The following is a 19,612-nucleotide window of genomic DNA, read 5'->3' on the forward strand; positions in this document are numbered from 1 at the left end:
GTTTAATAGGACAGACTGTTGCGGCGTACAAGGTCAGACTTACCGATATGGGCGGCAGTGTCGAATGTATTTCCAGTTTGAACCTGGCAGACGAAAGATAATTCAACGAAAAGTGTAAGGCAGCAGCAAATCCTGCAATTGTTTTAAAAGGTCTCTAGAATCCGCCAGACGACTGTCGTCTCGTGAACCCGCCTGTCATCGGAGCATATGGGGTGCCCATGCATAAAAAAAAGAGTTCCTGGCTGAGTCCGCTGTCCCGTCTGGCAGTCTGCGCCGCATTCGGCCTGGCCTCGGCTGCCGCGCATGCTGACCGGTTCGGCGTGCAGTTTGCCGGCGGCGTCGCGGATCGCGACATCAAAAAAGCCGATCTCGGCCTGGTCTGGGATCCCGGCCTCACCTGGTGGGAAATCGGCGGCTTCCATTTTACGGTCGTCGGGGAGGGCCACGTGTCGTACTGGCATACCACTGAAGACAATGCCGTGCACCCGAACATCTGGGAATTCGGTCTGACGCCGGTGCTGCGTTTCGTGAAGAGCTCGGGCTATTTCCGGCCGTTCATCGAGGCGGGCGTGGGCGTGCGGCTGCTGTCGCACACGCGGATCACGCAGGACTTCACGGTGTCCACCGCGTTCCAGTTCGCCGACATGGTCGGCGTCGGCATGATCTTCGGCGAGAAGCAGAACTATCAGGCGGGCTTCCGCTTCCAGCATCTCTCGAACGCCAGTATCAAAGAGCCGAATCCTGGTATAAATTTCAGCCAGCTCTATCTGCAATACAACTTCTGACGAGGCGCCGGCGCAGCGGTTCCTCGACTCAAGAGGACCGACAGATGCCGGCGAAAACCATTGAGGCCATCCGCGGCCTCGAGCGCGACCGCTTCCGGGCCATGGTCGAAGGCGACGGCCCGGCGCTCGACGCGCTGCTGGCCGAGAACGTCTGCTATGTCCACACCAACGGCAAGCGCGAAACCAAGCGCCAGTTCATCGACGCGATCACCGCGGGCCGGCGGCGGTATCGGCAGATCGAGATCCAGTCGCAGGACGTCTTCGCAGCAGGCCGCGACACCTGCCTGGTGTCGGGGCGGGCGCTGATCGAAATGGAATCGAAGAACGGCGCGCTGCTGTTTCCCATCGCCTACACCGCGGTCCACGTCCAGAGCGAAGGGCAGTGGCAGCTGCTGGCGCTGCAGGCAACGCGCGTTGCACTTGAATAGCACTCGAATAGCTGCGCGCGCCGCCCCCTCCACCCGGCGTTACGCCGTCTCCACCGTCTCGTCCTGCCGTTCCACCTGTCCGACGCGCTTCGAGCGGTTCACCGCGCTCACGACCGCATCGGCGACCGCCAGCGCCGGATTCGCATGCACCGCGACGCCGAAACGCGTCTGCCCGTCGCCGACCCGGCAGCCGACGAACGCCGCCGTATCGCCGCCCGCCGTCACGGCCGTTTCAAGCCAGTTGACGCTGGCCTCGATGCCCAGCACCGACGCGACCGTCCGCGCCCACGCATCGCCGCTCGCCGCATTCGAGGCGCTCGCCGCGCCCGGCACCGTGACGCGCTTGCCGAACACCGACAACGTCGCTGCGTCCACGCGCGACACCGGCCCGCCCGCGTCGAAATACTCGCGCTTGAAGAGTTCGCAGATCGCCTCGCCGCCGATTTCCGCGCCCGAGGCATCGGTGACCTGCTGCACGGCGTGGCTGAATTCGATCTGCACGCGGCGCGGCGGCGTGAAACCGAGGCCGCGTTCCAGCAGATAGGTCGCGCCGCCCTTGCCGGACTGGCTGTTGACGCGAATCACGGCGTCGTAGCTGCGGCCGAGATCGGCGGGATCGATCGGCAGATAGGGAATTTCCCAGACGGTGCCCGGCTCGCGCTGCGCGAAGCCCTTGCGGATGGCGTCCTGATGCGAACCCGAAAACGCGGTGAACACGAGGTCGCCGGCATACGGATGACGCGGATGCACCGGAATCTGGTTGCAGCGTTCGACCAGCCGGCGTACGGCGTCGATGTCCGAGAAATCGAGGCCCGGATCGATTCCTTGCGTGTAGAGATTGAGCGCGAGCGTCACGAGATCGACGTTGCCGGTTCGCTCGCCGTTGCCGAACAGGCAGCCTTCGACGCGGTCCGCACCCGCCAGCACCGCAAGTTCCGCGGCGGCGACCGCCGTGCCGCGATCGTTGTGCGGATGCACCGACAACACGATGCTGTCGCGGAAGCCCATGTTGCGGTCCATCCATTCGATCTGGTCGGCGAAGACGTTGGGCGAGGCGGCTTCGACCGTGGCAGGCAGGTTCACGATCATCTTGTGATCGGGCGTCGGCCGCCACATCTGCGCGACGGCGTCGCACACCTCGCGCGCGTACGGCAGCTCGGTCATGCTGAAGGTTTCGGGCGAGTACTGATAGGTCCAGTGCGTGCCCGGCCGGGTGGCCGCGCATTCCTTGATCATGCGCGTGCCTTCGACCGCCAGCGCCTTCACCTCGTCCTTCGACTGGTTGAACACGATCTTGCGGAACGACGGCGCGATCGCGTTATAGAGATGCACGATCACCTTGCTCGCGCCTTCGACCGCCTCGAACGTCCGTTCGATGAGTTCACGCCGCGACTGCACGAGCACTTCGATGGTGACGTCGTCCGGAATGCGTTTTTCGTCGATCAGCTTGCGGACGAAATCGAAATCCGTCTGCGATGCCGAAGGGAACCCCACTTCGATTTCCTTGAACCCGATCTTCACCAGCATCTCGAAGAATTCGAGCTTGGCGGCGATGCTCATCGGCTCGATCAGCGACTGGTTGCCGTCGCGCAGGTCGGTGCTCATCCAGATGGGCGCGCGTTCGATCGTGCGATTGGGCCAGCGGCGGCCATTGAGGCGGACTTGCGGGAACGGGCGGTATTTCTCGGCGGGGCTCGGCATCATGATCGTCGACCTCTTTTCGGACGGTTTGCGTAGCGCCTGCGAGAGCGGCCGGCACCGGCGGCTGGCCGGGCACGGCGGGATGCACGAGAAACCGGGCGGCGCGCGCGTTCGCGTGGATCACCAGCGATGGTGACGCCTGCGACCAACGTGAACGTGCGCGAAGCAGCGTGCATGTGACCCTCGCGTTTCCGTTTCGCGGGATGCGCGAACGAAACACTGACGACTACAGGTGGTGAGAAAGGAACTGCGGGAACGGCGAAAAACGGGCGGAGGACCGGGCGCCTTGCGACGCACGGCGCTACGTCTGGCGACTTACGCTAGACGTAGCGATAGGGGCCGCGCTAGGCGGCCCGAAATAATTCGGAGGGAGGTGTTCGGGGTGAAGCTCATGCGCTCGACTTTAAACCACCGTTGAATACCGTGTCAAATGGCGATCCCGATGAAGCCTGGCCGCTCAGGCGGTCCGGCGCACCACGTCGCTGATCACTTCCACCTGCCGAGCGACCGCCGGCGGCACCGGAATATCGCCGCGCAGCACGCATTCGGTCCAGCGCGCGGTGGTCGCCGCGTCCAGCGCTTCGGGCAGATCCACATGCGGCGCGTGCGCCTGCGAATGCTCCGGGGAGAGCAGCGTTTCGACGCGGCCGTCGTGGAACCAGTCCACCTGGACCTGACGGCGCGTGTCCGCGACCGCCTCGCCTTCCGTGCCGCGCGCCAGCAGCGCACCGCCCGCCGCGGCTTCCGGATGCGCGGTGAACAGGCCGGTAAGGCTGTCGCGATATTCCGGATGCGTGTAGTTGACGAGTCTCAGCCCCGGTTCCGCGAACGGCTGGAGAATCTTGACGAGCGTATGGGTCGAATTGCGCACGCCCATCCGGCGCCGCAGCGCCAGCAGCCGCGCGAGCTTCGGCGCGAGCACGTTAATGGGCGCGAACGCCAGGCGGCGCGAGGCGAGACTGTCTTCGATTTCGTCGTGCGAAGCGGCATGCGCGATGCCCAGTTCAGCAAAGATTTCGGCGCTGGTGATGCGGCCAGGATCGTCGCTGACGCCGTGCACCAGTACGGGCACGCCCTCGCGCGCCAGCAAGTGCGACAGCAGCGGCACGAGATTCGGGGTCTTGCGCGCGCCGTTGTAGCTCGGGATGGAAACCGGCCGCGCGTGTTCGCGGCCATCCTGGACGTGCAAGGGCTCGAACGACCGATGCGCGGCCGCCAGCATGGCATTCAGTTCGGCGGACGTTTCGCCTTTCACGCGATACGCGAGCAGCACGGCGCCGAGTTCGAGCTCGGGCACGCGCTCGTCGAGCATGGCTTCGTAGAGTGCGTAGGTGTCGTCGTGCGAGAGGGCGCGCGCGCCGTTCGGTCCACGGCCGATTTCCTTGATATAGCGTGCGCAGGGGAAGACGGGAAGAGCAGAGTCGGTCATCGGAGAGGGGCGCGGGCCGGGCGCTCACGTGGGTGTTCGGATGCGTCTTTGTGAGCGATGCCGCCGCGCATTTTCAGGGTGCAGGAATAACATTCAGTACCGCATTTGGCGGGCGTACGCAAGTTGCGCCAGCCTTCTGTCAGACGTGCCATTCGTCTGACGGCTTGCCGCCATCCTGATCCGGCACGCGTCGCGCCAGCGCGCCGAAAGCTCTGAAAGCCGCGCCGCACAAGGCGCACCGGCCTCGCCACGAGTTGCGCGGGCACGTTAAACTCCTTCTTCTCACGCAGCGTGCGGCCGAACCGCGCGTTCAAGCTTTGCCAATCCAGAATCAGCACCAGGAGAGCGGGATGACTTATGTGTTTCCTCCGGCGTCGGCCGCGGCCGTGCCCGTCGACGGTTCGAACGAGCAGTTTCCCGTGCGCCGCATCTACTGCGTCGGACGCAACTACGAGGCCCATGCGCGTGAAATGGGTCACGACCCGGATCGCGAGCCGCCGTTCTTCTTCAGCAAGCCGGCCGACGCCGTGCTGAATGTCGCGCCCGGCGCTACCGGCGAGTTGCCCTATCCGTCACAGACCAGGAACCTGCATTTCGAGATGGAACTGGTCGCGGCGATCGGCAAGCAGGGCAAGGACATTCCCGCCGAACGCGGGCTCGATTACGTCTACGGCTACGCGCTCGGCCTCGACATGACGCGCCGCGACCTGCAGGCCGAAGCCAAGAAGCTCGGCCGTCCGTGGGACACCGCGAAGGGCTTCGACCACTCCGCGCCGATCGGCCCCATTCACCCGGTGTCGAAGGTCGGGCACCTCGAAAAGAGCGCGATCTGGCTGACCGTCAACGGCGAGGAAAAGCAGCGCTCGGATATCTCTCAACTGATCTGGTCGGTGGGCGAGACGGTGGCCTACCTGTCGACCCTGTTCGAACTGTTCCCCGGCGATCTCATCTTCACCGGCACGCCCGAGGGCGTCGGCGCGGTCGTGAAGGGCGACTTGATGAAGGGCGGCGTGGACGGCATCGGTGAATTCTCGGTGCGTGTGGTCTGAGCCCGCGGCCATGAAGCTCTACAGCTATTTCCGCAGTTCGGCGGCGTATCGCGTGCGCATCGCGCTGAACCTCAAGGGGCTCGACTACGAGTACGCCGCCATCCATCTGCTGCGCGACGGCGGCGAACAGCTCAAGGCCGACTATCGCGCGGTGAATCCGGACGGCATCGTGCCGGCGCTGGTCGATGGCGACGACACGCTCACGCAATCGCTCGCGATCATCGAATATCTGGAGGAGACGCATCCGGAGCCGCCGCTGCTGCCGAAGCATCCCGCCGATCGCGCGTTCGTGCGTTCAGTGGCGCTGCAGGTCGCGTGCGAAATCCATCCGCTCGACAATCTGCGCGTGCTCAAGTACCTGAAACACCAGGTCAAGGTGCCCGAGGAATCGAAGGATGCGTGGTACAGGCACTGGGTGGAAACCGGCTTCGCATCGTTGGAACAGCGCCTCGCTGCGGACCGGCGCGTCGGCGCGCTGACCTTCGGCGACACGCCCACCGTTGCCGATCTCTGCCTCGTGCCGCAGGTGTTCAATGCGCGGCGTTTCGGGATCGACGTGAGCCGTTATCCGACCATCGAGCGCATCGCGGATCACGCGGGCACGCTGGATGCCTTCGCCCGGGCCGCGCCGGCGCAGCAGCCAGACGCCGAATGACGGCGGCGGTTTCGGCCGGGGCGTTGCCGGGATTCCTGTCGGGCGCGGGACTCGGCGCGAGCCTCATCATGGCGATCGGCGCTCAGAATGCCTTCGTGCTGCGGCAAGGGCTGAAGCGCAGGCATGTCGGCGTCGTCGTGACGATCTGCGCGGCGATCGATGTGCTGCTGATCGCGCTGGGCGTCGGCGGCATGGGCGCGCTCATTTCGCAGGCGCCCGTGCTGCTCGACGTGATCCGCTGGGCGGGCGCGATCTTCGTGTTCCTGTACGGCGTGCGCGCGTTCCTCGCGGCCTGGCGCGGGCCCGGACATCTGCATGCCGCGGACGGCGAAACGCAGACGGCGCTCGGCGCGGCGTCGACGGTGCTCGCGCTGTCGCTGCTCAATCCACACGTTTATCTCGACACCGTCGTGCTGCTGGGCGGCATCGGCGCGCAGCGCGGCTGGCCCGGCAATGCATGGTTCGCGGCGGGTGCCATGTGTTCGTCGATTGTCTGGTTCACCGCGCTCGGCTATGGCGCGCGCTTGCTGGAGCCATGGTTCGAGAAGGACGTCTCTTGGCGCGTGCTGGACGTGATCGTGGGCTGTGTAATGTGGTGGATCGCGGCGTCGCTGCTTCTCGCACGATGAATCGCCCGATGAAAAAAGGGCGTTCGCATCGAACGCCCTTGTTCTTTCCGCAGACCCCGCATTCAACCCAGCAATGCGTCCGCGAATTCCTCCGCGCTGAACGGCTGCAGATCCTCGACCTTCTCGCCCACGCCGATGAAATAAACCGGAATGGGCCGCTGCCGCGCGATGGCCGCGATGATGCCGCCCTTCGCCGTGCCATCCAGTTTCGTGACGATCAGGCCGGTGAGGCCGAGCGCGTCGTCGAACGCCTTCACTTGCGCGAGCGCGTTCTGGCCGGTGTTGGCATCGATCACGAGCAGCACTTCGTGCGGCGCATCGGGCATGGCCTTCGCGATCACGCGGCGCACCTTGCGCAGCTCTTCCATCAAGTGCAATTGCGTGGGCAGGCGTCCGGCGGTATCGGCCATCATGACGTCGATCTTGCGGGCGCGCGCCGCACCGACCGCGTCGAAGATCACCGCGGCGGCATCGCCGCTTTCCTGCGCGATCACGGTCACGTTGTTGCGTTCGCCCCAGACCATCAGCTGCTCGCGCGCGGCGGCGCGGAAGGTGTCGCCGGCGGCCAGCAGCACGGACTGGTTGAAGCGCTGCAGATGCTTCGCCAGCTTGCCGATACTCGTCGTCTTGCCGACGCCGTTCACGCCCGCGATCATCATCACCAGCGGCTGTGCGCGGCCGAGCATCAGCGATTTTTCGAGCGGACGCAGCAGATCGATCAGCAATTCGCGCAGGGCAGCCTTGACCTGCGACGCCTCGGTCAGACGTTCCGAGCGCACTTTCTCGCGCAGGGATTCGAGCAGGAATTCGGTGGCGTCGATGCCGGCATCTGACATCAGCAGCGCGGTCTCGAGTTCTTCGTACAGATCCTCGTCGATCTTCGCGCTGACGAAGATGCCCGTCAGGTTGGAGCTCGTCTTCGACAGGCCGTGACGCAGGCGCGAGAGCCAGGACTTCTTCGCGGCGGGGTCGGCATCGGGCGGCGGGACGATTTCCTCGCTCGCCTGATCCGTTTCCGGGCCGCGCGACCATTGCGACTGCGTGCGGCCTTGCCAGTAGGGTTTTGCGTCTTCGGCGTGCGCTGACGGGACAGGTGCAGGTGCGGGCGTAGGTGCAGGCGCAGGCGCGGGCGCAGTAACAGGCGCTGGTGCCGCAGCAGGCTCGTCCTGTGCCGCTTCTTCCGCCGCGAGCGCTTGCCGTTCGAGCTCGGCGTCGGACACTTCTTCCTCGCCGGACGCCTCGGGCGACAAGTCCTCGGGCGTGTCGAGCGGCTCGTCAGCCGGCTTTTTGAATTTCTTGAAGAAGCTGAACATGGGTGTGTGGCGATGATGCGCGCGTCATCCGTCGGCCTGTCAGGTGCGCCCGCCGGGCGCCTCGCCGGCAAGCCCGCGCGAAGGAATGGAAGCCGCGTATTTTATCAGGCGCGCGGAGCCCTTTCCGGGGCGCAAGCGCACGGTTCGCGGCACTGCGGGCCGCTGTGGTAACGTGGGCGCTCGATGCGCACGAAAACCAATCGCGAACAATCGCAATCCAGACGAAAACTGCGCGCCCGGAATCGAATCCCGTTGCCTCATGCCTCGCTCCCCAGCTACCCGCTCCGTTCTGCCCAGCCATACGCCCTCGCGCGGTGGCAAACCTCACACCATCCGCATCATCGGCGGCGACTGGAAGCGCACGCCGCTGCCGGTGCTCGATCTCGACGGCCTGCGTCCCACGCCCGATCGCGTGCGCGAGACGCTCTTCAACTGGCTCGGCCAGGACATGAGCGGACAGCACTGTCTCGATCTGTTTGCCGGCAGCGGCGCGCTCGGCTTCGAAGCGGCGTCGCGCGGCGCCGCGCGCGTGCTGATGGTCGAGCGCAACGCCAAGGCCGCTGCCCAAATGCGCGCGAACCAGGCGAAACTCGGCGCACGCAACATCGAGATTGCCGAAGCCGATGCGCTGCGCCTGGCCGCGAGCCTCGCGCCCGGCAGCTTCGACGTCGTCTTCCTGGATCCGCCATTCGGCGATCATGCGCTGCTCTTGCGCGCGCTCGAAGTGGCGGCGCCGCTCGTCAATGCCGATGGCGCGCTTTACGTCGAGTGCGGCGATTTGCTGGATGTGTCGCAGATCGAAGCGCTGGCCGGCTGGTCGGTGGTGCGTGACGGCAAGGCGGGTGCGGTCCGCTATCATTTGCTGCGCCGCCAAAATGAGGAATAATGCGCGTTCCCCAGACTGGCGCAGCCGGTGATGCGGGACGTGAAGCAGAACAGGTCGTCGCAAAGACGCGGCCCAAGGTCAATTGGAAGAGGAGAAGCCCATGGTTGTCGCCGTGTATCCGGGAACGTTCGACCCGCTGACTCGCGGGCATGAGGACATCGTCCGGCGCGCATCCAGCATCTTTGATCAGCTCGTCGTGGGCGTGGCGGACAGCCGGGCGAAGAAGCCGTTTTTCTCGCTGCAGGAAAGGCTGGATATCGCGCACGACGTGCTCGGTCACTATCCCAACGTGCAGGTGAGCAGCTTCACCGGATTGCTGAAGGACTTCGTGCGCAAGAACAACGCGCGCGTCATCGTGCGCGGCCTGCGCGCCGTGTCGGACTTCGAATACGAATTCCAGATGGCCGGCATGAACCGCTACCTGCTGCCCGATGTTGAGACGATGTTCATGACGCCGTCGGATCAGTACCAGTTCATCTCGGGGACGATCGTGCGCGAGATTGCGCAGCTGGGCGGCGATGTCAGCAAGTTCGTGTTCCCGTCGGTGGAAAAGCGGCTGACCGACAAAGTGGTTATCCTGTCTCAAAAGGATTCCGCGGCGCCCTGAAGCGCCGGACCCGCCACCCGGATGACCGGGCGCGCGGGTTTCATGCCGGTGCGAGAACCGGCGCAAGAGAGTGAAGCATGTCTTTGATCATCACCGACGAGTGCATCAACTGCGACGTTTGCGAGCCCGAGTGCCCGAACGACGCCATTTCGATGGGTCCCGAGATCTACGTGATCGACCCGAACAAATGCACGGAGTGCGTCGGCCACTATGACGAGCCGCAGTGCCAGCAGGTCTGTCCCGTCGAATGCATTCCGCGCGATCCGGCGCATGTGGAAACGCCGGAACAGTTGCTCGTCAAATACCGCGCGTTGATGGCGGCGAAGGGCGAATAAGCCCTTCCTCCACGTTCAGCCCATCACTTCGTTCAAGGCCGCGACGAGCGCAGCGCATTCAGCCGGCGTGCCGATCGAGATCCGCAGATGCTGGTCGATGCGCGGCAGCCTGAAGTGACGCACGAAGATCTCGCGAGTCTTGAGCGCGGCGGCGAGCGTTGCGGCGTCGTGCGCGGGATGCTTCGCGAACACGAAATTCGCAGCCGACGGCAGCACGCCGAAACCCAGTTCCTGTAGCTGAGCCACGAGCGTTTCACGGCTCGCCACGACCTTCGCGCAACATTGTTCGAACCACGACGGATCCTCGTAGGAGGCCTGCGCGGCGACTTGTGCAAGCCGGTCGAGCGGATACGAGTTGAAACTGTCCTTCACGCGCGTCAGCGCTTCGATCAACGCCGCATCGCCGAATGCAAAGCCCACGCGCATGCCGGCCAGCGAGCGCGCCTTCGACGTCGTCTGCACGACCAGCAGGTTCGGATAGGCGTCGATCAGGCTCACGGCCGATTCCGCGCCGAAATCCACATACGCTTCATCGACGATCACCGGTGCGTCCGGATTCGCCTTCAGCAGCACCTCGATCTCGGACAGCGGCAAGGCGCGGCCGGTCGGGGCGTTCGGATTCGGCAGCAGCACGCCGCCGCTCGGCGCACGGTAATCGTCCACGTCGATGGCGAAGTCCGCGTTCAGCGGAACCGTCCGGTACTCGACGCCGTACAGCTGCGCATACACCGGATAGAAGCTGTAGGTGATATCGGGGAAGGCGATCGGCCGCTCATGCTTCAACAGCGCCTGGAACGCATGCGCCAGCACTTCGTCCGAACCGTTGCCGACGAACACCTGCTCGACGCGCAGACCATGATGCCGCGCGACGGTTTCACGCAGCGCGCGCGCGGCCGGATCGGGATACTTGCGCAACGACGCGCCGTCCTCGCCGAGTTCGCGGCGAATCGCCTCAAGCACGCGCGGCGACGGCGGATAGGGATTCTCGTTGGTATTCAGCTTGACGGGATGCGCCAGCGCGGGCTGTTCGCCCGGCACATACGGCGTCAGTCGATGAACGATGTCGCTCCAGAAACGGCTCACGGTCGGCTCCAGTCAGGGGTTACGGTGCAGGTTCATCATCGCGCGCTCGGTTTCCCCGGCGACGACGAAAGGCATCACGGCGAGCGCGCGCTCGATCGACTGATCGATCACGTCCTGCTCTTCGCGTCGCGGCGGCTTCAGCACGAAGTTCGCGACATCGGGCTTCGCGCCCGCGCGCGCGCCTTCGGGAATCAGATCGCGCGGATGCCCGATGCCGATCCGCAAGCGCCAGTACTGCTGCGACGACAGATGCGCGGAGATGTCCTTGAGGCCGTTGTGGCCGCCGCTGCCGCCGCCGAGCTTCATCTTGACGGTGCCGGGCGGCAGGTCGAGTTCGTCGTGCGCGACGAGGATGTCATCGGGCAGGATCTTGAAGAACTGCGCGAGCGCGACCACCGATTGCCCCGAGCGGTTCATGAAGGTCTGCGGTTCCAGCAGATGCACTTCGTGGCCGTGCAGGCGTCCCTTGCCGTAGAAACCGTGGAAGCGGCGTTCGTCGCGCAGCGTGGCGCCGGCGTCGCGTGCCAGTTGGTCGACGAACCAGAAGCCCGCGTTATGCCGCGTCGCGGTGTATTCGGCGCCTGGATTGCCCAGGCCGACGATCAGCTTGATCATGTCGAATCGGCGCAAGCCCGAAGGCCCGCTCGGTCAGAAGCCAAAAAAAACCCGCCGGGCTTGCGCACCGGCGGGTCACGTCGACCGCCCTTGCGGACGGATCGAGAGGATAGCGATAAAGACGCTTATTCGGCAGCCGGCGTTTCGCCTTGAGCTGCTTCGCCAGACTCTTCCGACACGACGGCAGCCGGAATGGTCGCTGAAGCCACCACCGGGTTTTCTGCGTCGACGGCGATCGTCAGGCTCACGCCCTTCGGCAGCGCGATGTCCTTGGCGTGCATCGTCTGGCCGGCTTCGATCTTGGCCAGGTCGATTTCCAGGAACTCAGGCAGGTCTGCCGGCAGGCATTCCACTTCCAGTTCCGTCACGACGTGGCTGATCACCGCGCCCGACAGCTTCACGGCCGGGTTGGTTTCCTGGTTCATGAAGTGCAGCGGCACCTTGGTGTGCAACTTCTTGTTCGCGTCAACGCGTTGGAAGTCCACGTGCAGCACGTACTGCTTGAACGGGTGGTATTGCACGTCGCGCAGGAGAACCTGTTGCGACTTGCCGGCCACTTCCAGTTCCAGGATCGACGAATGGAACACTTCTTTCTTCAGGGCATGCCACAGGGCGTTGTGATCGAGTTCGACCAGTTGAACGTCCGCAGCACCACCGTACACGATACCCGGGGTCTTGCCCGAGTTGCGCAGGCGGCGGCTCGCACCCGTACCTTGCTTGCTACGCTCGAAAGCGACGACTTTCATGTTTGACTCCTCTATCTGCCCGCGACCAGGCAGGGAAACCGGGATCATCGAAAAGGTGTGATCCCACAACAAGCGATGCGAACCTTCGTACGTTCGCATCGATCATGCAAAAAGACGCGAAGCCTGAGGGTTTCGCGTCTTTTCGCCAATTCTGCTTAACCTTCGGCGAACAGCGAGATCACCGAGTCGCCGCGCCGGATGCGGGAGAACGTCTCCGCGAGCAGGCCTGCGCTCGACAGCGGGCGGATCTTCGCGCACGCCAGGGATTCGGCCGAGAGCGGAATGGTATCCGTCACGACGAGTTCATCCAGTTCCGACGCCGTGATGCGCGCCGCCGCGCCGCCCGACAGGACCGGGTGGGTGGCGTAGGCGAACACCTGCTTGGCGCCGCGCTGCTTCAGCACTTGCGCGGCCTTGCACAGCGTGCCGGCGGTGTCGACCATGTCGTCCATGATGACGCAGGTACGGCCTTCGACTTCACCGATGATGTTCATCACTTCGGCGACATTCGCTTTCGGACGACGTTTGTCGATGATCGCCAGATCCGTGTTCAACTGCTTCGCGAGCGCACGCGCGCGCACCACACCGCCGACGTCCGGCGACACGACCAGCAGATGGTCATGATTCTGCTTGCGCAGGTCGCCGAGCAGTACGGGCGTGGCGTAGATGTTGTCGACGGGGATGTCGAAGAAACCTTGAATCTGGTCGGCGTGAAGGTCCATGGTGATCACGCGATCGACGCCGGCAATTTCCAGCATGTTCGCGACGACCTTCGCCGAGATGGCCACGCGCGCCGAACGCGGACGGCGGTCCTGGCGTGCATAGCCGAAGTAGGGGATGGCTGCGGTGATCCGGCCGGCGGATGCGCGCTTGAGCGCATCGACCATGATCATCAGTTCCATCAGATTGTCGTTCGTGGGAGCGCAGGTGGACTGCAGCACGAACACGTCCTTGCCCCGAACGTTTTCCTGAATCTCGACCATGATCTCGCCGTCGGAGAAACGGCTGACCATCGCTTTGCCAAGTGGGATTCCAAGGATTTTGACGACTTCCTGTGCAAGCGCGGGATTGGCGTTGCCAGTAAAAACCATCAGGCCGTCACTGCTCATCGTGCACCTGTCTGCGGCTGGGGGCGAGAGGAAAAACGCGAGAAAAAGAATGGCAGGGGAGGAAGGACTCGAACCCTCGCATGCCGGAATCAAAATCCGGTGCCTTGACCAACTTGGCGACTCCCCTACACTAACTTTGAGTTTCGCCGGGAAGTGTAGGACATGCCCGGCAAAACGAAACCTTATGACGCGAAAGCGAAGAGAGGATGAGAATCCAGACTTGCCGTTACCACACTCTTCCAGCTTGCCGGCAGTTTGACTTGCGCCATTTCTGCTTCGGCTCGGCTGGGGAAAGCGGCAAAAACGCTTGCTCCAGATCCGGTCATTCGCGCTGGCGCGAGACTGGAAAACCACTCGAGCACTTGCGCAACTTCCGCGTACTTTTCTGCAACTACAGCCTGCATGTCATTTCGACCGAAGCTGTCTGGCCAGTTAGTGTCTGACCTTTGCTGTGCAAGAAAGTCCATCATTGTGGCGACTTTCGTATCCCGTGTCAAGCTTTTTTCGGAGAAAATCGCCGCGGTTGGGACGTGGACAGCAGGATTCACCACCAGGAAGAAACGTTGCGGCAGTTTTACTGCTTGCAGCGCTTCGCCCACTCCTTCTGCGAAAGCATTTTGCCCGAAGACAAAAAACGGCACGTCCGCGCCGAGTTGCAGGCCGAGATTCTGCAGAATCTCACGCGAAAGATCAACACCCCAGAGACGATTTAACGCCAAAAGAGTCGTGGCCGCGTCGGAACTGCCTCCGCCGAGGCCCGCGCCCATCGGCAGTCGCTTGTCGATCTCGATGTCCACGCCATGCTGCACGCCTGTGTGCTGCTGGAGCAGGCGGGCGGCGCGCACCACGAGGTCGTCGGATTCGGCGACGCCCGGCACGTCCGTCTTGCGGTGGATGACGCCGTCATCGCGCCGCGTGAAGTGCAGGCGGTCGCCCCAGTCGAGCAGCTGGAAAACCGTCTGCAACGAGTGATAGCCGTCCGGACGGCGTCCCGTGATGTGCAGGAAGAGGTTCAGCTTTGCCGGCGCGAGACAGTCACGGAGCGAATCGTGGGTTACGGACATGCGGTGTATTCAAACAAGGTGCGGAAACGTTACTGGTCGAGCACCAGCTTGATGTCGAGCGGCGGTTCGCTGCGCGAGAGATTCACGCGCTTGACGCCGGTGGCGGGCGCGTCGGCATAGGCCAGATAGTCGATCGTCCAGCCGTCCTGCTTGATCTCCTTCGGACGGCCGTTGTTCGCCTCGGGATCCAGCGTGGTCTGCGCGCGGGAAGTGGGCGCGGCCGACGGCTGCAGCCAGTAGCGCAGACCTTCCACCGGCAGCGCGAAGCCAAGCGTGTTCTGCATGAGCTGCGACACGTTGTCGGCGCTGGCGGGCTGCCGGTTCGGCAGTTCGAGCGTGGCGAGCGACGGTGACGACGTCACGATCGCCATCGTCTGGCCGAGCGGATTGCGCAGTTGCAGCGTGACGGTGTCGCCGGTTTCCTGCCAGTCGAAGTTGCCATACGCGTTGCGCTGCACGCCGTTCTGGTCGTTGTACTGCACCGAGAAGCGGCCGTGGTACTCACGGCTCGTCTGCGTCGAGAGGGACGTGCTGGCGTTGGAGGTCGTGGGAAGCCGCGGCTGGAGCGCGCAACCGGACATCGCGAGTACGGTTGCGAGGCCGAGCGCACCGCGTCGAAGGGATGCGCCGGCGAGAAAGTCGAATGCCATCAAAGATCGTTCACCTGGAGTCGTTTGAGCGTTTTGACGAGCGTGTCGTTGTCCGGTTCGAGTTTTTGCGCCTGGCGCCACGTGGCGCGCGCCTCGTCCTGCTGCCCGGACTTCCACTGGACTTCGCCCAGATGCGCGCCGATCTCCGCGTTCGGCTGAATCTTGTACGCGCTCGACAGGATCTTTTCCGCTTCCGCCGCATTGCCCTGACGGAAGCGCGCCCAGCCGAGGCTGTCCATGATGAAGGCGTCGTTGGGCGCGAGCGCGACCGCTTTCTCGATCAGCTTCACGGCTTCGTCGAGCCGCTGGTTGCGATCGACCAGCGAATAACCGAGCGCGTTGTAGGCCTGCGGATTGTTCGGCTGCGTGCGCATCAGCGTGCGCAACTGCGTTTCCATCACGTCGTAGTGGCCGTTCTTCTCGGCGGCCATTGCGTAGTCGTAGATGAGATCGGGATCATCGGGAAAGGCCGCGACAGCCTTCGCGAGGTTATCTTCCGCTTCCGGATAGCGATGCGCCTCGAACAGAATGGCCGAGTCCGTGCGCGCGAGCAACGCGAGGTCGCGCGGGTCGGAGCTCTGGAGGTTGCCGAGCAGCGCACGCGCTTCATCGACCTTGCCCTGCTTCGCGAGGATCTGCGCGCGCGTGATCTGCGCGGGCAGGTATTGCTGGCTCGTGCGCGGAATGCGGTCGAGCCACTGGCTCGCGACGTCGTCGTTCTTCTGTTCCAGCGCCATCTGCGCCAGGTAGATGTACGCCTGTCCCGGGTCCGCGCCGGGCGTGTTCTCCGCGGCCTTCGCGTACTGGTTCAGGTAATCCTGCGCCTTGTCGAACTGCTTCTTCTGGATGTTGATCAGCGCGAGCGCCATCAGCGGCGTCAGATCCTTCGCGTCGTTCTTGCGCATGATCTCGAACTGCTTCTGCGCGTCGTCGAGCCGGTCGGCCGACAGATACAGCTGCGCCAGCGCAAGCCGTGCATCATGCGACTTCGGGTTCTTGTCGACGTACTTCTCGAACGACGCGATTCCTTCCTGACGTTCCTGCGGACCCATGCGCGCCAGCGTCAGCGCGGCCGGCAGATAGTCCGGCTTGAGCTGCAGCGCTTTTTCGAGCGACGCCTTCGCGCCCGGCTGATCGTCGGCGAGCAGTTGCTGGCGTGCAAGCGCGAGTTGCGCTTCGGGCCGGTCCTGGTCGTTGGCGGTCAGGTCCTTCAGGACATTCAAACCGCCCACCCGATTCGGCCCGCGCGCCAGCAGCGCCTGCAACGACAACAGCGCTTCGCCGCGCTGCGCGGGCGCCACTTTCGCGAGTTCGCGCTCGAGCGTGGGCTTCGCGTCTTCCGGCTTGCCGGCGACGATCTGCAGCGACGCGCTCAGTTGCGACGCGCGCTCCGAATGCGGCGCGAACTGCTGCCAGAGTTGTGCCGATGTGAGCGCGTCGTTCGGGCTCTGGGCGGCGATGGCGATCTCGGTCGCGCGCTGCGCGAAACGCGGGTCGTGCGTGTCGCGAGCCAGCGCGAGATAGGTCTGGAATGCGGGCGCGGGCTGACCGCGCTGCAGGGCGACTTCAGCGGCCAGAACCTGGAAGACGATCTGGCTGGACATCGATACGTTCGGCAGGTCCTGCGTTTCACTGCCGCTGACCGGCGCGGTGAGCAGTTCGGCGGCGTTCTGCGCGTCGGCCTGGTCGTCGCTGCTTGGAGCGGAGGTTGCGCCTGGAACGGGTGAAGCATTGGGTTCCTGAGCGTGTACGGGCGTGAACGCAAGCGCCGACATCGCAAGCGCGACGGCGCCGGCGATGCGCGACATGGGCATGGCGAACGAATGCGCCAAGCCGGCCTGACGCTTCGCAAACAGCTTCATGACGAACGGGTTCATGGAATTCCAGACGATGTTTCGGTCGATTGTAACGCGGTCGCTAAAATACCGGCACAACGCCCCAGCAAGTCTCACTCCACACAAATGCCCGAACTGCCAGAAGTCGAAGTCACCCGCCGGGGAATCGAACCGTATGTCGCCGGAAGGCGCGTCGAGCATGTCGATGTCCGCACGCCGGCCTTGCGCTGGCCGATTCCGGCGCACCTGCCGAAGACGCTCGATCGTCTGAAGATCGAGCGGGTCGAGCGGCGCGGCAAGTACCTGTTGTTCGAGACCGTGGAGGGCTGGCTGATTGTTCATCTCGGCATGACCGGCACGCTGCGCGTCCTGCGTCACACGCCGCGTCCGCCTGACGCCGCGAAGCATGATCACGTCGATATCGTGTTCGACGATTTCATCCTGCGCTTTCGCGATCCGCGCCGTTTCGGCGCGATTCTCTGGCATCCCCGCGCCGATGGCGACGTCTTCGATCATCCGCTGCTCGCGAGTCTCGGCGTCGAGCCGTTCTCGCCGGAGTTTTCGGGCGCGCTGCTGTTCCGGGAGACGCGCGGACGCAAGGTGTCGGTGAAGCAGGCGCTGCTGGCGGGCGGGATCGTCGTGGGCGTGGGCAACATCTACGCATCGGAAAGCCTGTTTCGCGCCGGCATCCGCCCGACGACCGCCGCGGGACGCATCTCGCTCGTGCGCTACGATCTGCTCGCCGACGCGGTGCGCGTGACGCTCGCCGCCGCCATTGAAAAGGGTGGCAGCACCTTGCGCGATTTCGTCGGCAGCAATGGCGAATCGGGCTATTTCCAGCTCGACTACTTCGTCTATGATCGCGCGGGCCTGCCGTGTCACGTCTGCGGCACGCCCATCAGACAGATCGTCCAGGGGCAACGCTCCACCTACTTCTGCCCGCGCTGCCAACGCTGACTCCGATGCTCGCCCTCACCGATTTCTCCACGCGCCTGATCGCGTGGCAACGCATTCACGGCCGCCACGACCTGCCGTGGCAAAACACGCGCGACGCGTATCGCATCTGGCTGTCGGAGATCATGTTGCAGCAGACGCAGGTGTCCACCGTCATCCCGTATTACGCGCGCTTTCTCGAACGGTTTCCTTCGGTGACGGCGCTCGCCGATGCCCCGCTCGACGATGTCATGGCGCTCTGGGCCGGTCTCGGCTACTACTCGCGGGCGCGCAACCTGCATCGTTGCGCGCAGGTCGTCGCGTACGAGCACGGCGGCGCCTTTCCCCAGACCGTGGACGAACTGGCGGAACTGCCTGGCATCGGCCGTTCGACGGCGGCGGCCATTGCGTCGTTCGCGTTCAGTGCGCGCGCGACGATTCTCGACGGCAACGTGAAGCGCGTGCTGGCGCGGGTATTCGGTGTCGAAGGCTTCACGGGCGAAAAGCGCGTGGAAAACGCGCTTTGGACGCTGGCCGAATCGCTGTTGCCGGATGCGGCGAAGCCGGATGAGGTCACCGCGTACACGCAAGGTCTGATGGATCTCGGCGCGACGCTCTGCGTGCGCGGCAAGCCCGACTGCGCGCGTTGTCCGTTCATGGCGGATTGCGTCGCGAAGGTCGAAGGGCGGCAGCGCGAGTTGCCCGCCGCCCGGCCGAAGAAGACCGTGCCGACGCGCAAGACCTGGATGCTGGTGCTGAAGGACGGCGATTCCGTGCTGCTGGAAAAGCGCCCGCCCACGGGTATCTGGGGCGGCCTGTGGAGCCTGCCCGAAGCGGCCGACGAGACGGCGCTCGCGACGCTTGCGCAGCGCTTCGGCGGCGATGAGTCCTTGCAGCGGCTCGCACCGCTGACCCACACGTTCACTCACTTCAAGCTCGATATCGAGCCGCGTATCGGCGTGGCGCGTGGTGCGCCGCTCGAGGCGATGAACGTCGAAACCGTGTGGGCGCCGCTTGCGCGCATCGATGCCTACGGCGTGCCCGCGCCCGTGCGCAAGCTGCTCGACGCGCTGAGCGGTTCGCTGATTTAAGGCGTCACTCAGCGTCAGAGCAGCTGATGGTGCTGCATGTAGTGATGCACGACATCGATGCGCGCGCCGGCGTCCATCAGTTCCATCAGCTTCTGGCGGGCGCGCATCGGGATCGGCAGGATTTCGGAGAGGCGGTTGGACACCCAGGTGGGATCGTCGAACAGGAAGGGTTCGACGAACGGCAGATTCTGCGGTTCGCGCTCCCGGATCGTATCGATGATGCGCTCCAGCACTTCCGCGCATGCGCCGAACTTGGCCAGCGTTTCCGAGCCCTGCAAGGGCTGGTCGTCGCCCAGCAGCTGCACGGTGCCGACCAGCAGGTTGCTCGGCTCGACGCGATGATCGATCAGCTTGAAACGCGCCGTGCCGCGCGCCTGCACGAGCAGCAGGCCGAAAGTATCGACATCGCATTCGGCGATCTCGGCAAGGCAGCCGATCGGCTCCGGCACCGACGGATCGCCCGGCGAGGCAACTTCATGCCCGCTTTTCAGCAGGCAGACGCCGAACGGCGATTGCTCGCGCAGACAGCCGCGCGCCATGTCCAGGTAACGCGCCTCGAAGATCTTGAGCGGCAGCAGCCCGCCGGGAAACAGCACGGTGTGAAGCGGAAACAGCGGCACATCGTCCAGAACCGGATTCGCGGGAATCGAAGACATCGCGTCCCTCCAG

Annotated in this window: 21 protein-coding genes and 1 tRNA gene; 10 read left to right on the forward strand and 12 right to left on the reverse strand. The window is 64.4% G+C overall.

The features are described from left to right. Positions 1 to 218: 218 nt before the first annotated feature. Together QCE62_RS01485 and QCE62_RS01490 are read left to right on the forward strand one after the other, a co-directional pair. The gene (locus QCE62_RS01485; RefSeq protein WP_309913506.1) at positions 219 to 785 is read left to right on the forward strand and encodes an acyloxyacyl hydrolase; all 567 of its coding nucleotides are present in this window, start codon (positions 219 to 221) and stop codon (positions 783 to 785) included. 44 nt (positions 786 to 829) lie between these two features. Next, positions 830 to 1,213: a nuclear transport factor 2 family protein gene (locus QCE62_RS01490; protein WP_309807110.1), complete on the forward strand. Its 384-nt coding sequence runs from the start codon at positions 830 to 832 to the stop codon at positions 1,211 to 1,213. A 39-nt stretch (positions 1,214 to 1,252) separates the two neighbouring features. Here QCE62_RS01490 and leuA read toward each other — a convergent pair whose 3' ends face one another. Continuing rightward, a complete protein-coding gene (leuA, locus tag QCE62_RS01495; RefSeq protein ID WP_309913508.1) occupies positions 1,253 to 2,917 on the reverse strand; it encodes a 2-isopropylmalate synthase in 1,665 nt (554 codons plus the stop codon). 454 nt (positions 2,918 to 3,371) lie between these two features. After that, complete coding sequence (gene ybiB, locus QCE62_RS01500) at positions 3,372 to 4,343, reverse strand: DNA-binding protein YbiB (protein ID WP_309913511.1); 972 nt, start codon at positions 4,341 to 4,343, stop codon at positions 3,372 to 3,374. 350 nt (positions 4,344 to 4,693) lie between these two features. Here ybiB and QCE62_RS01505 point away from each other — a divergent pair, with 350 nt between their 5' ends. Genes QCE62_RS01505 through QCE62_RS01515 form a run of 3 tightly spaced genes read left to right on the forward strand, consistent with a single transcriptional unit; the run spans position 4,694 to position 6,676 of the window. Then, positions 4,694 to 5,392 (forward strand): fumarylacetoacetate hydrolase family protein, encoded by a 699-nt coding sequence (locus QCE62_RS01505; RefSeq protein ID WP_309913513.1) that lies wholly within the window; start codon positions 4,694 to 4,696, stop codon positions 5,390 to 5,392. A gap of 10 nt (positions 5,393 to 5,402) precedes the next feature. Then, positions 5,403 to 6,047 carry a maleylacetoacetate isomerase gene (maiA, locus tag QCE62_RS01510; RefSeq protein ID WP_309913515.1) on the forward strand — a complete coding sequence of 215 codons (645 nt, stop codon included), beginning with the start codon at positions 5,403 to 5,405 and terminating at the stop codon, positions 6,045 to 6,047. Beyond that, positions 6,044 to 6,676, forward strand: coding sequence for a LysE/ArgO family amino acid transporter (locus tag QCE62_RS01515; RefSeq protein ID WP_309913517.1), 633 nt, complete (start codon positions 6,044 to 6,046; stop codon positions 6,674 to 6,676). The genes maiA and QCE62_RS01515 overlap by 4 nt, the downstream gene beginning before the upstream one ends. 62 nt (positions 6,677 to 6,738) lie before the next feature. Here the strand turns inward: QCE62_RS01515 and ftsY are convergent, their stop codons facing one another. Then, positions 6,739 to 7,989, reverse strand: coding sequence for a signal recognition particle-docking protein FtsY (gene ftsY / locus QCE62_RS01520; RefSeq protein WP_309913519.1), 1,251 nt, complete (start codon positions 7,987 to 7,989; stop codon positions 6,739 to 6,741). A gap of 259 nt (positions 7,990 to 8,248) precedes the next feature. Between ftsY and rsmD the strand changes: the two genes are divergently transcribed. From rsmD to QCE62_RS01535, 3 genes are all read left to right on the forward strand, one after another. Then, positions 8,249 to 8,875 carry a 16S rRNA (guanine(966)-N(2))-methyltransferase RsmD gene (rsmD, locus tag QCE62_RS01525; protein ID WP_309913521.1) on the forward strand — a complete coding sequence of 209 codons (627 nt, stop codon included), beginning with the start codon at positions 8,249 to 8,251 and terminating at the stop codon, positions 8,873 to 8,875. Positions 8,876 to 8,975: 100 nt separating this feature from the next. Further along, on the forward strand, positions 8,976 to 9,482 hold the full coding sequence (gene coaD, locus QCE62_RS01530; RefSeq protein ID WP_309807118.1) for a pantetheine-phosphate adenylyltransferase: 507 nt from the start codon (positions 8,976 to 8,978) through the stop codon (positions 9,480 to 9,482). Positions 9,483 to 9,559: 77 nt separating this feature from the next. Continuing rightward, complete coding sequence (locus QCE62_RS01535) at positions 9,560 to 9,817, forward strand: YfhL family 4Fe-4S dicluster ferredoxin (protein WP_309807119.1); 258 nt, start codon at positions 9,560 to 9,562, stop codon at positions 9,815 to 9,817. Positions 9,818 to 9,832: 15 nt separating this feature from the next. Here QCE62_RS01535 and hisC read toward each other — a convergent pair whose 3' ends face one another. From hisC to QCE62_RS01575, 8 genes are all read right to left on the reverse strand, one after another. Further along, a complete protein-coding gene (gene hisC, locus QCE62_RS01540) occupies positions 9,833 to 10,900 on the reverse strand; it encodes a histidinol-phosphate transaminase (RefSeq protein WP_309913523.1) in 1,068 nt (355 codons plus the stop codon). Between the two features lie 12 nt (positions 10,901 to 10,912). After that, the gene (pth, locus tag QCE62_RS01545; RefSeq protein ID WP_309913525.1) at positions 10,913 to 11,515 is read right to left on the reverse strand and encodes an aminoacyl-tRNA hydrolase; all 603 of its coding nucleotides are present in this window, start codon (positions 11,513 to 11,515) and stop codon (positions 10,913 to 10,915) included. 125 nt (positions 11,516 to 11,640) lie between these two features. Beyond that, the gene (locus tag QCE62_RS01550) at positions 11,641 to 12,261 is read right to left on the reverse strand and encodes a 50S ribosomal protein L25/general stress protein Ctc (protein ID WP_309811349.1); all 621 of its coding nucleotides are present in this window, start codon (positions 12,259 to 12,261) and stop codon (positions 11,641 to 11,643) included. A 155-nt stretch (positions 12,262 to 12,416) separates the two neighbouring features. Further along, entirely contained in the window at positions 12,417 to 13,370 is a 954-nt protein-coding gene (locus tag QCE62_RS01555; protein WP_309807122.1) for a ribose-phosphate pyrophosphokinase, read from the reverse strand. A gap of 50 nt (positions 13,371 to 13,420) precedes the next feature. After that, positions 13,421 to 13,497 (reverse strand) — tRNA-Gln (locus QCE62_RS01560). Between the two features lie 55 nt (positions 13,498 to 13,552). Continuing rightward, positions 13,553 to 14,434: a 4-(cytidine 5'-diphospho)-2-C-methyl-D-erythritol kinase gene (gene ispE / locus QCE62_RS01565; protein WP_309913528.1), complete on the reverse strand. Its 882-nt coding sequence runs from the start codon at positions 14,432 to 14,434 to the stop codon at positions 13,553 to 13,555. Positions 14,435 to 14,463: 29 nt separating this feature from the next. Further along, entirely contained in the window at positions 14,464 to 15,084 is a 621-nt protein-coding gene (gene lolB, locus QCE62_RS01570) for a lipoprotein insertase outer membrane protein LolB (protein ID WP_309913530.1), read from the reverse strand. After that, on the reverse strand, positions 15,084 to 16,961 hold the full coding sequence (locus tag QCE62_RS01575) for a tetratricopeptide repeat protein (protein WP_309913532.1): 1,878 nt from the start codon (positions 16,959 to 16,961) through the stop codon (positions 15,084 to 15,086). Before QCE62_RS01575 ends, lolB begins: the two co-directional genes overlap by 1 nt. 84 nt (positions 16,962 to 17,045) lie before the next feature. Between QCE62_RS01575 and mutM the strand changes: the two genes are divergently transcribed. Next, positions 17,046 to 17,876, forward strand: coding sequence for a bifunctional DNA-formamidopyrimidine glycosylase/DNA-(apurinic or apyrimidinic site) lyase (gene mutM / locus QCE62_RS01580; RefSeq protein ID WP_309913534.1), 831 nt, complete (start codon positions 17,046 to 17,048; stop codon positions 17,874 to 17,876). A gap of 5 nt (positions 17,877 to 17,881) precedes the next feature. Further along, a complete protein-coding gene (gene mutY / locus QCE62_RS01585; RefSeq protein WP_309913537.1) occupies positions 17,882 to 18,943 on the forward strand; it encodes an A/G-specific adenine glycosylase in 1,062 nt (353 codons plus the stop codon). Between the two features lie 14 nt (positions 18,944 to 18,957). Here mutY and QCE62_RS01590 read toward each other — a convergent pair whose 3' ends face one another. After that, positions 18,958 to 19,599 carry an LON peptidase substrate-binding domain-containing protein gene (locus QCE62_RS01590; protein WP_309913540.1) on the reverse strand — a complete coding sequence of 214 codons (642 nt, stop codon included), beginning with the start codon at positions 19,597 to 19,599 and terminating at the stop codon, positions 18,958 to 18,960. Positions 19,600 to 19,612: the final 13 nt, after the last annotated feature.

Origin of the sequence: Caballeronia sp. LZ033 (assembly GCF_031451265.1) — a bacterium.
In the GTDB taxonomy this organism is placed as follows: domain Bacteria; phylum Pseudomonadota; class Gammaproteobacteria; order Burkholderiales; family Burkholderiaceae; genus Caballeronia.

Coding starts and splice junctions, on each gene's coding strand:
- mutM (WP_309913534.1), top strand. CDS start 17,046: ATGCCCGAACTGCCAGAAGTCGAAGTCACCCGCCGGGGAATCGAACCG.
- leuA (WP_309913508.1), bottom strand. CDS start 2,917: ATGATGCCGAGCCCCGCCGAGAAATACCGCCCGTTCCCGCAAGTCCGC.
- QCE62_RS01485 (WP_309913506.1), top strand. CDS start 219: ATGCATAAAAAAAAGAGTTCCTGGCTGAGTCCGCTGTCCCGTCTGGCA.
- QCE62_RS01490 (WP_309807110.1), top strand. CDS start 830: ATGCCGGCGAAAACCATTGAGGCCATCCGCGGCCTCGAGCGCGACCGC.
- maiA (WP_309913515.1), top strand. CDS start 5,403: ATGAAGCTCTACAGCTATTTCCGCAGTTCGGCGGCGTATCGCGTGCGC.
- QCE62_RS01555 (WP_309807122.1), bottom strand. CDS start 13,370: ATGAGCAGTGACGGCCTGATGGTTTTTACTGGCAACGCCAATCCCGCG.
- QCE62_RS01515 (WP_309913517.1), top strand. CDS start 6,044: ATGACGGCGGCGGTTTCGGCCGGGGCGTTGCCGGGATTCCTGTCGGGC.
- QCE62_RS01590 (WP_309913540.1), bottom strand. CDS start 19,599: ATGTCTTCGATTCCCGCGAATCCGGTTCTGGACGATGTGCCGCTGTTT.
- ftsY (WP_309913519.1), bottom strand. CDS start 7,989: ATGTTCAGCTTCTTCAAGAAATTCAAAAAGCCGGCTGACGAGCCGCTC.
- ybiB (WP_309913511.1), bottom strand. CDS start 4,343: ATGACCGACTCTGCTCTTCCCGTCTTCCCCTGCGCACGCTATATCAAG.
- coaD (WP_309807118.1), top strand. CDS start 8,976: ATGGTTGTCGCCGTGTATCCGGGAACGTTCGACCCGCTGACTCGCGGG.
- QCE62_RS01535 (WP_309807119.1), top strand. CDS start 9,560: ATGTCTTTGATCATCACCGACGAGTGCATCAACTGCGACGTTTGCGAG.
- mutY (WP_309913537.1), top strand. CDS start 17,882: ATGCTCGCCCTCACCGATTTCTCCACGCGCCTGATCGCGTGGCAACGC.
- rsmD (WP_309913521.1), top strand. CDS start 8,249: ATGCCTCGCTCCCCAGCTACCCGCTCCGTTCTGCCCAGCCATACGCCC.
- QCE62_RS01575 (WP_309913532.1), bottom strand. CDS start 16,961: ATGAACCCGTTCGTCATGAAGCTGTTTGCGAAGCGTCAGGCCGGCTTG.
- QCE62_RS01505 (WP_309913513.1), top strand. CDS start 4,694: ATGACTTATGTGTTTCCTCCGGCGTCGGCCGCGGCCGTGCCCGTCGAC.
- pth (WP_309913525.1), bottom strand. CDS start 11,515: ATGATCAAGCTGATCGTCGGCCTGGGCAATCCAGGCGCCGAATACACC.
- ispE (WP_309913528.1), bottom strand. CDS start 14,434: ATGTCCGTAACCCACGATTCGCTCCGTGACTGTCTCGCGCCGGCAAAG.
- QCE62_RS01550 (WP_309811349.1), bottom strand. CDS start 12,261: ATGAAAGTCGTCGCTTTCGAGCGTAGCAAGCAAGGTACGGGTGCGAGC.
- lolB (WP_309913530.1), bottom strand. CDS start 15,084: ATGGCATTCGACTTTCTCGCCGGCGCATCCCTTCGACGCGGTGCGCTC.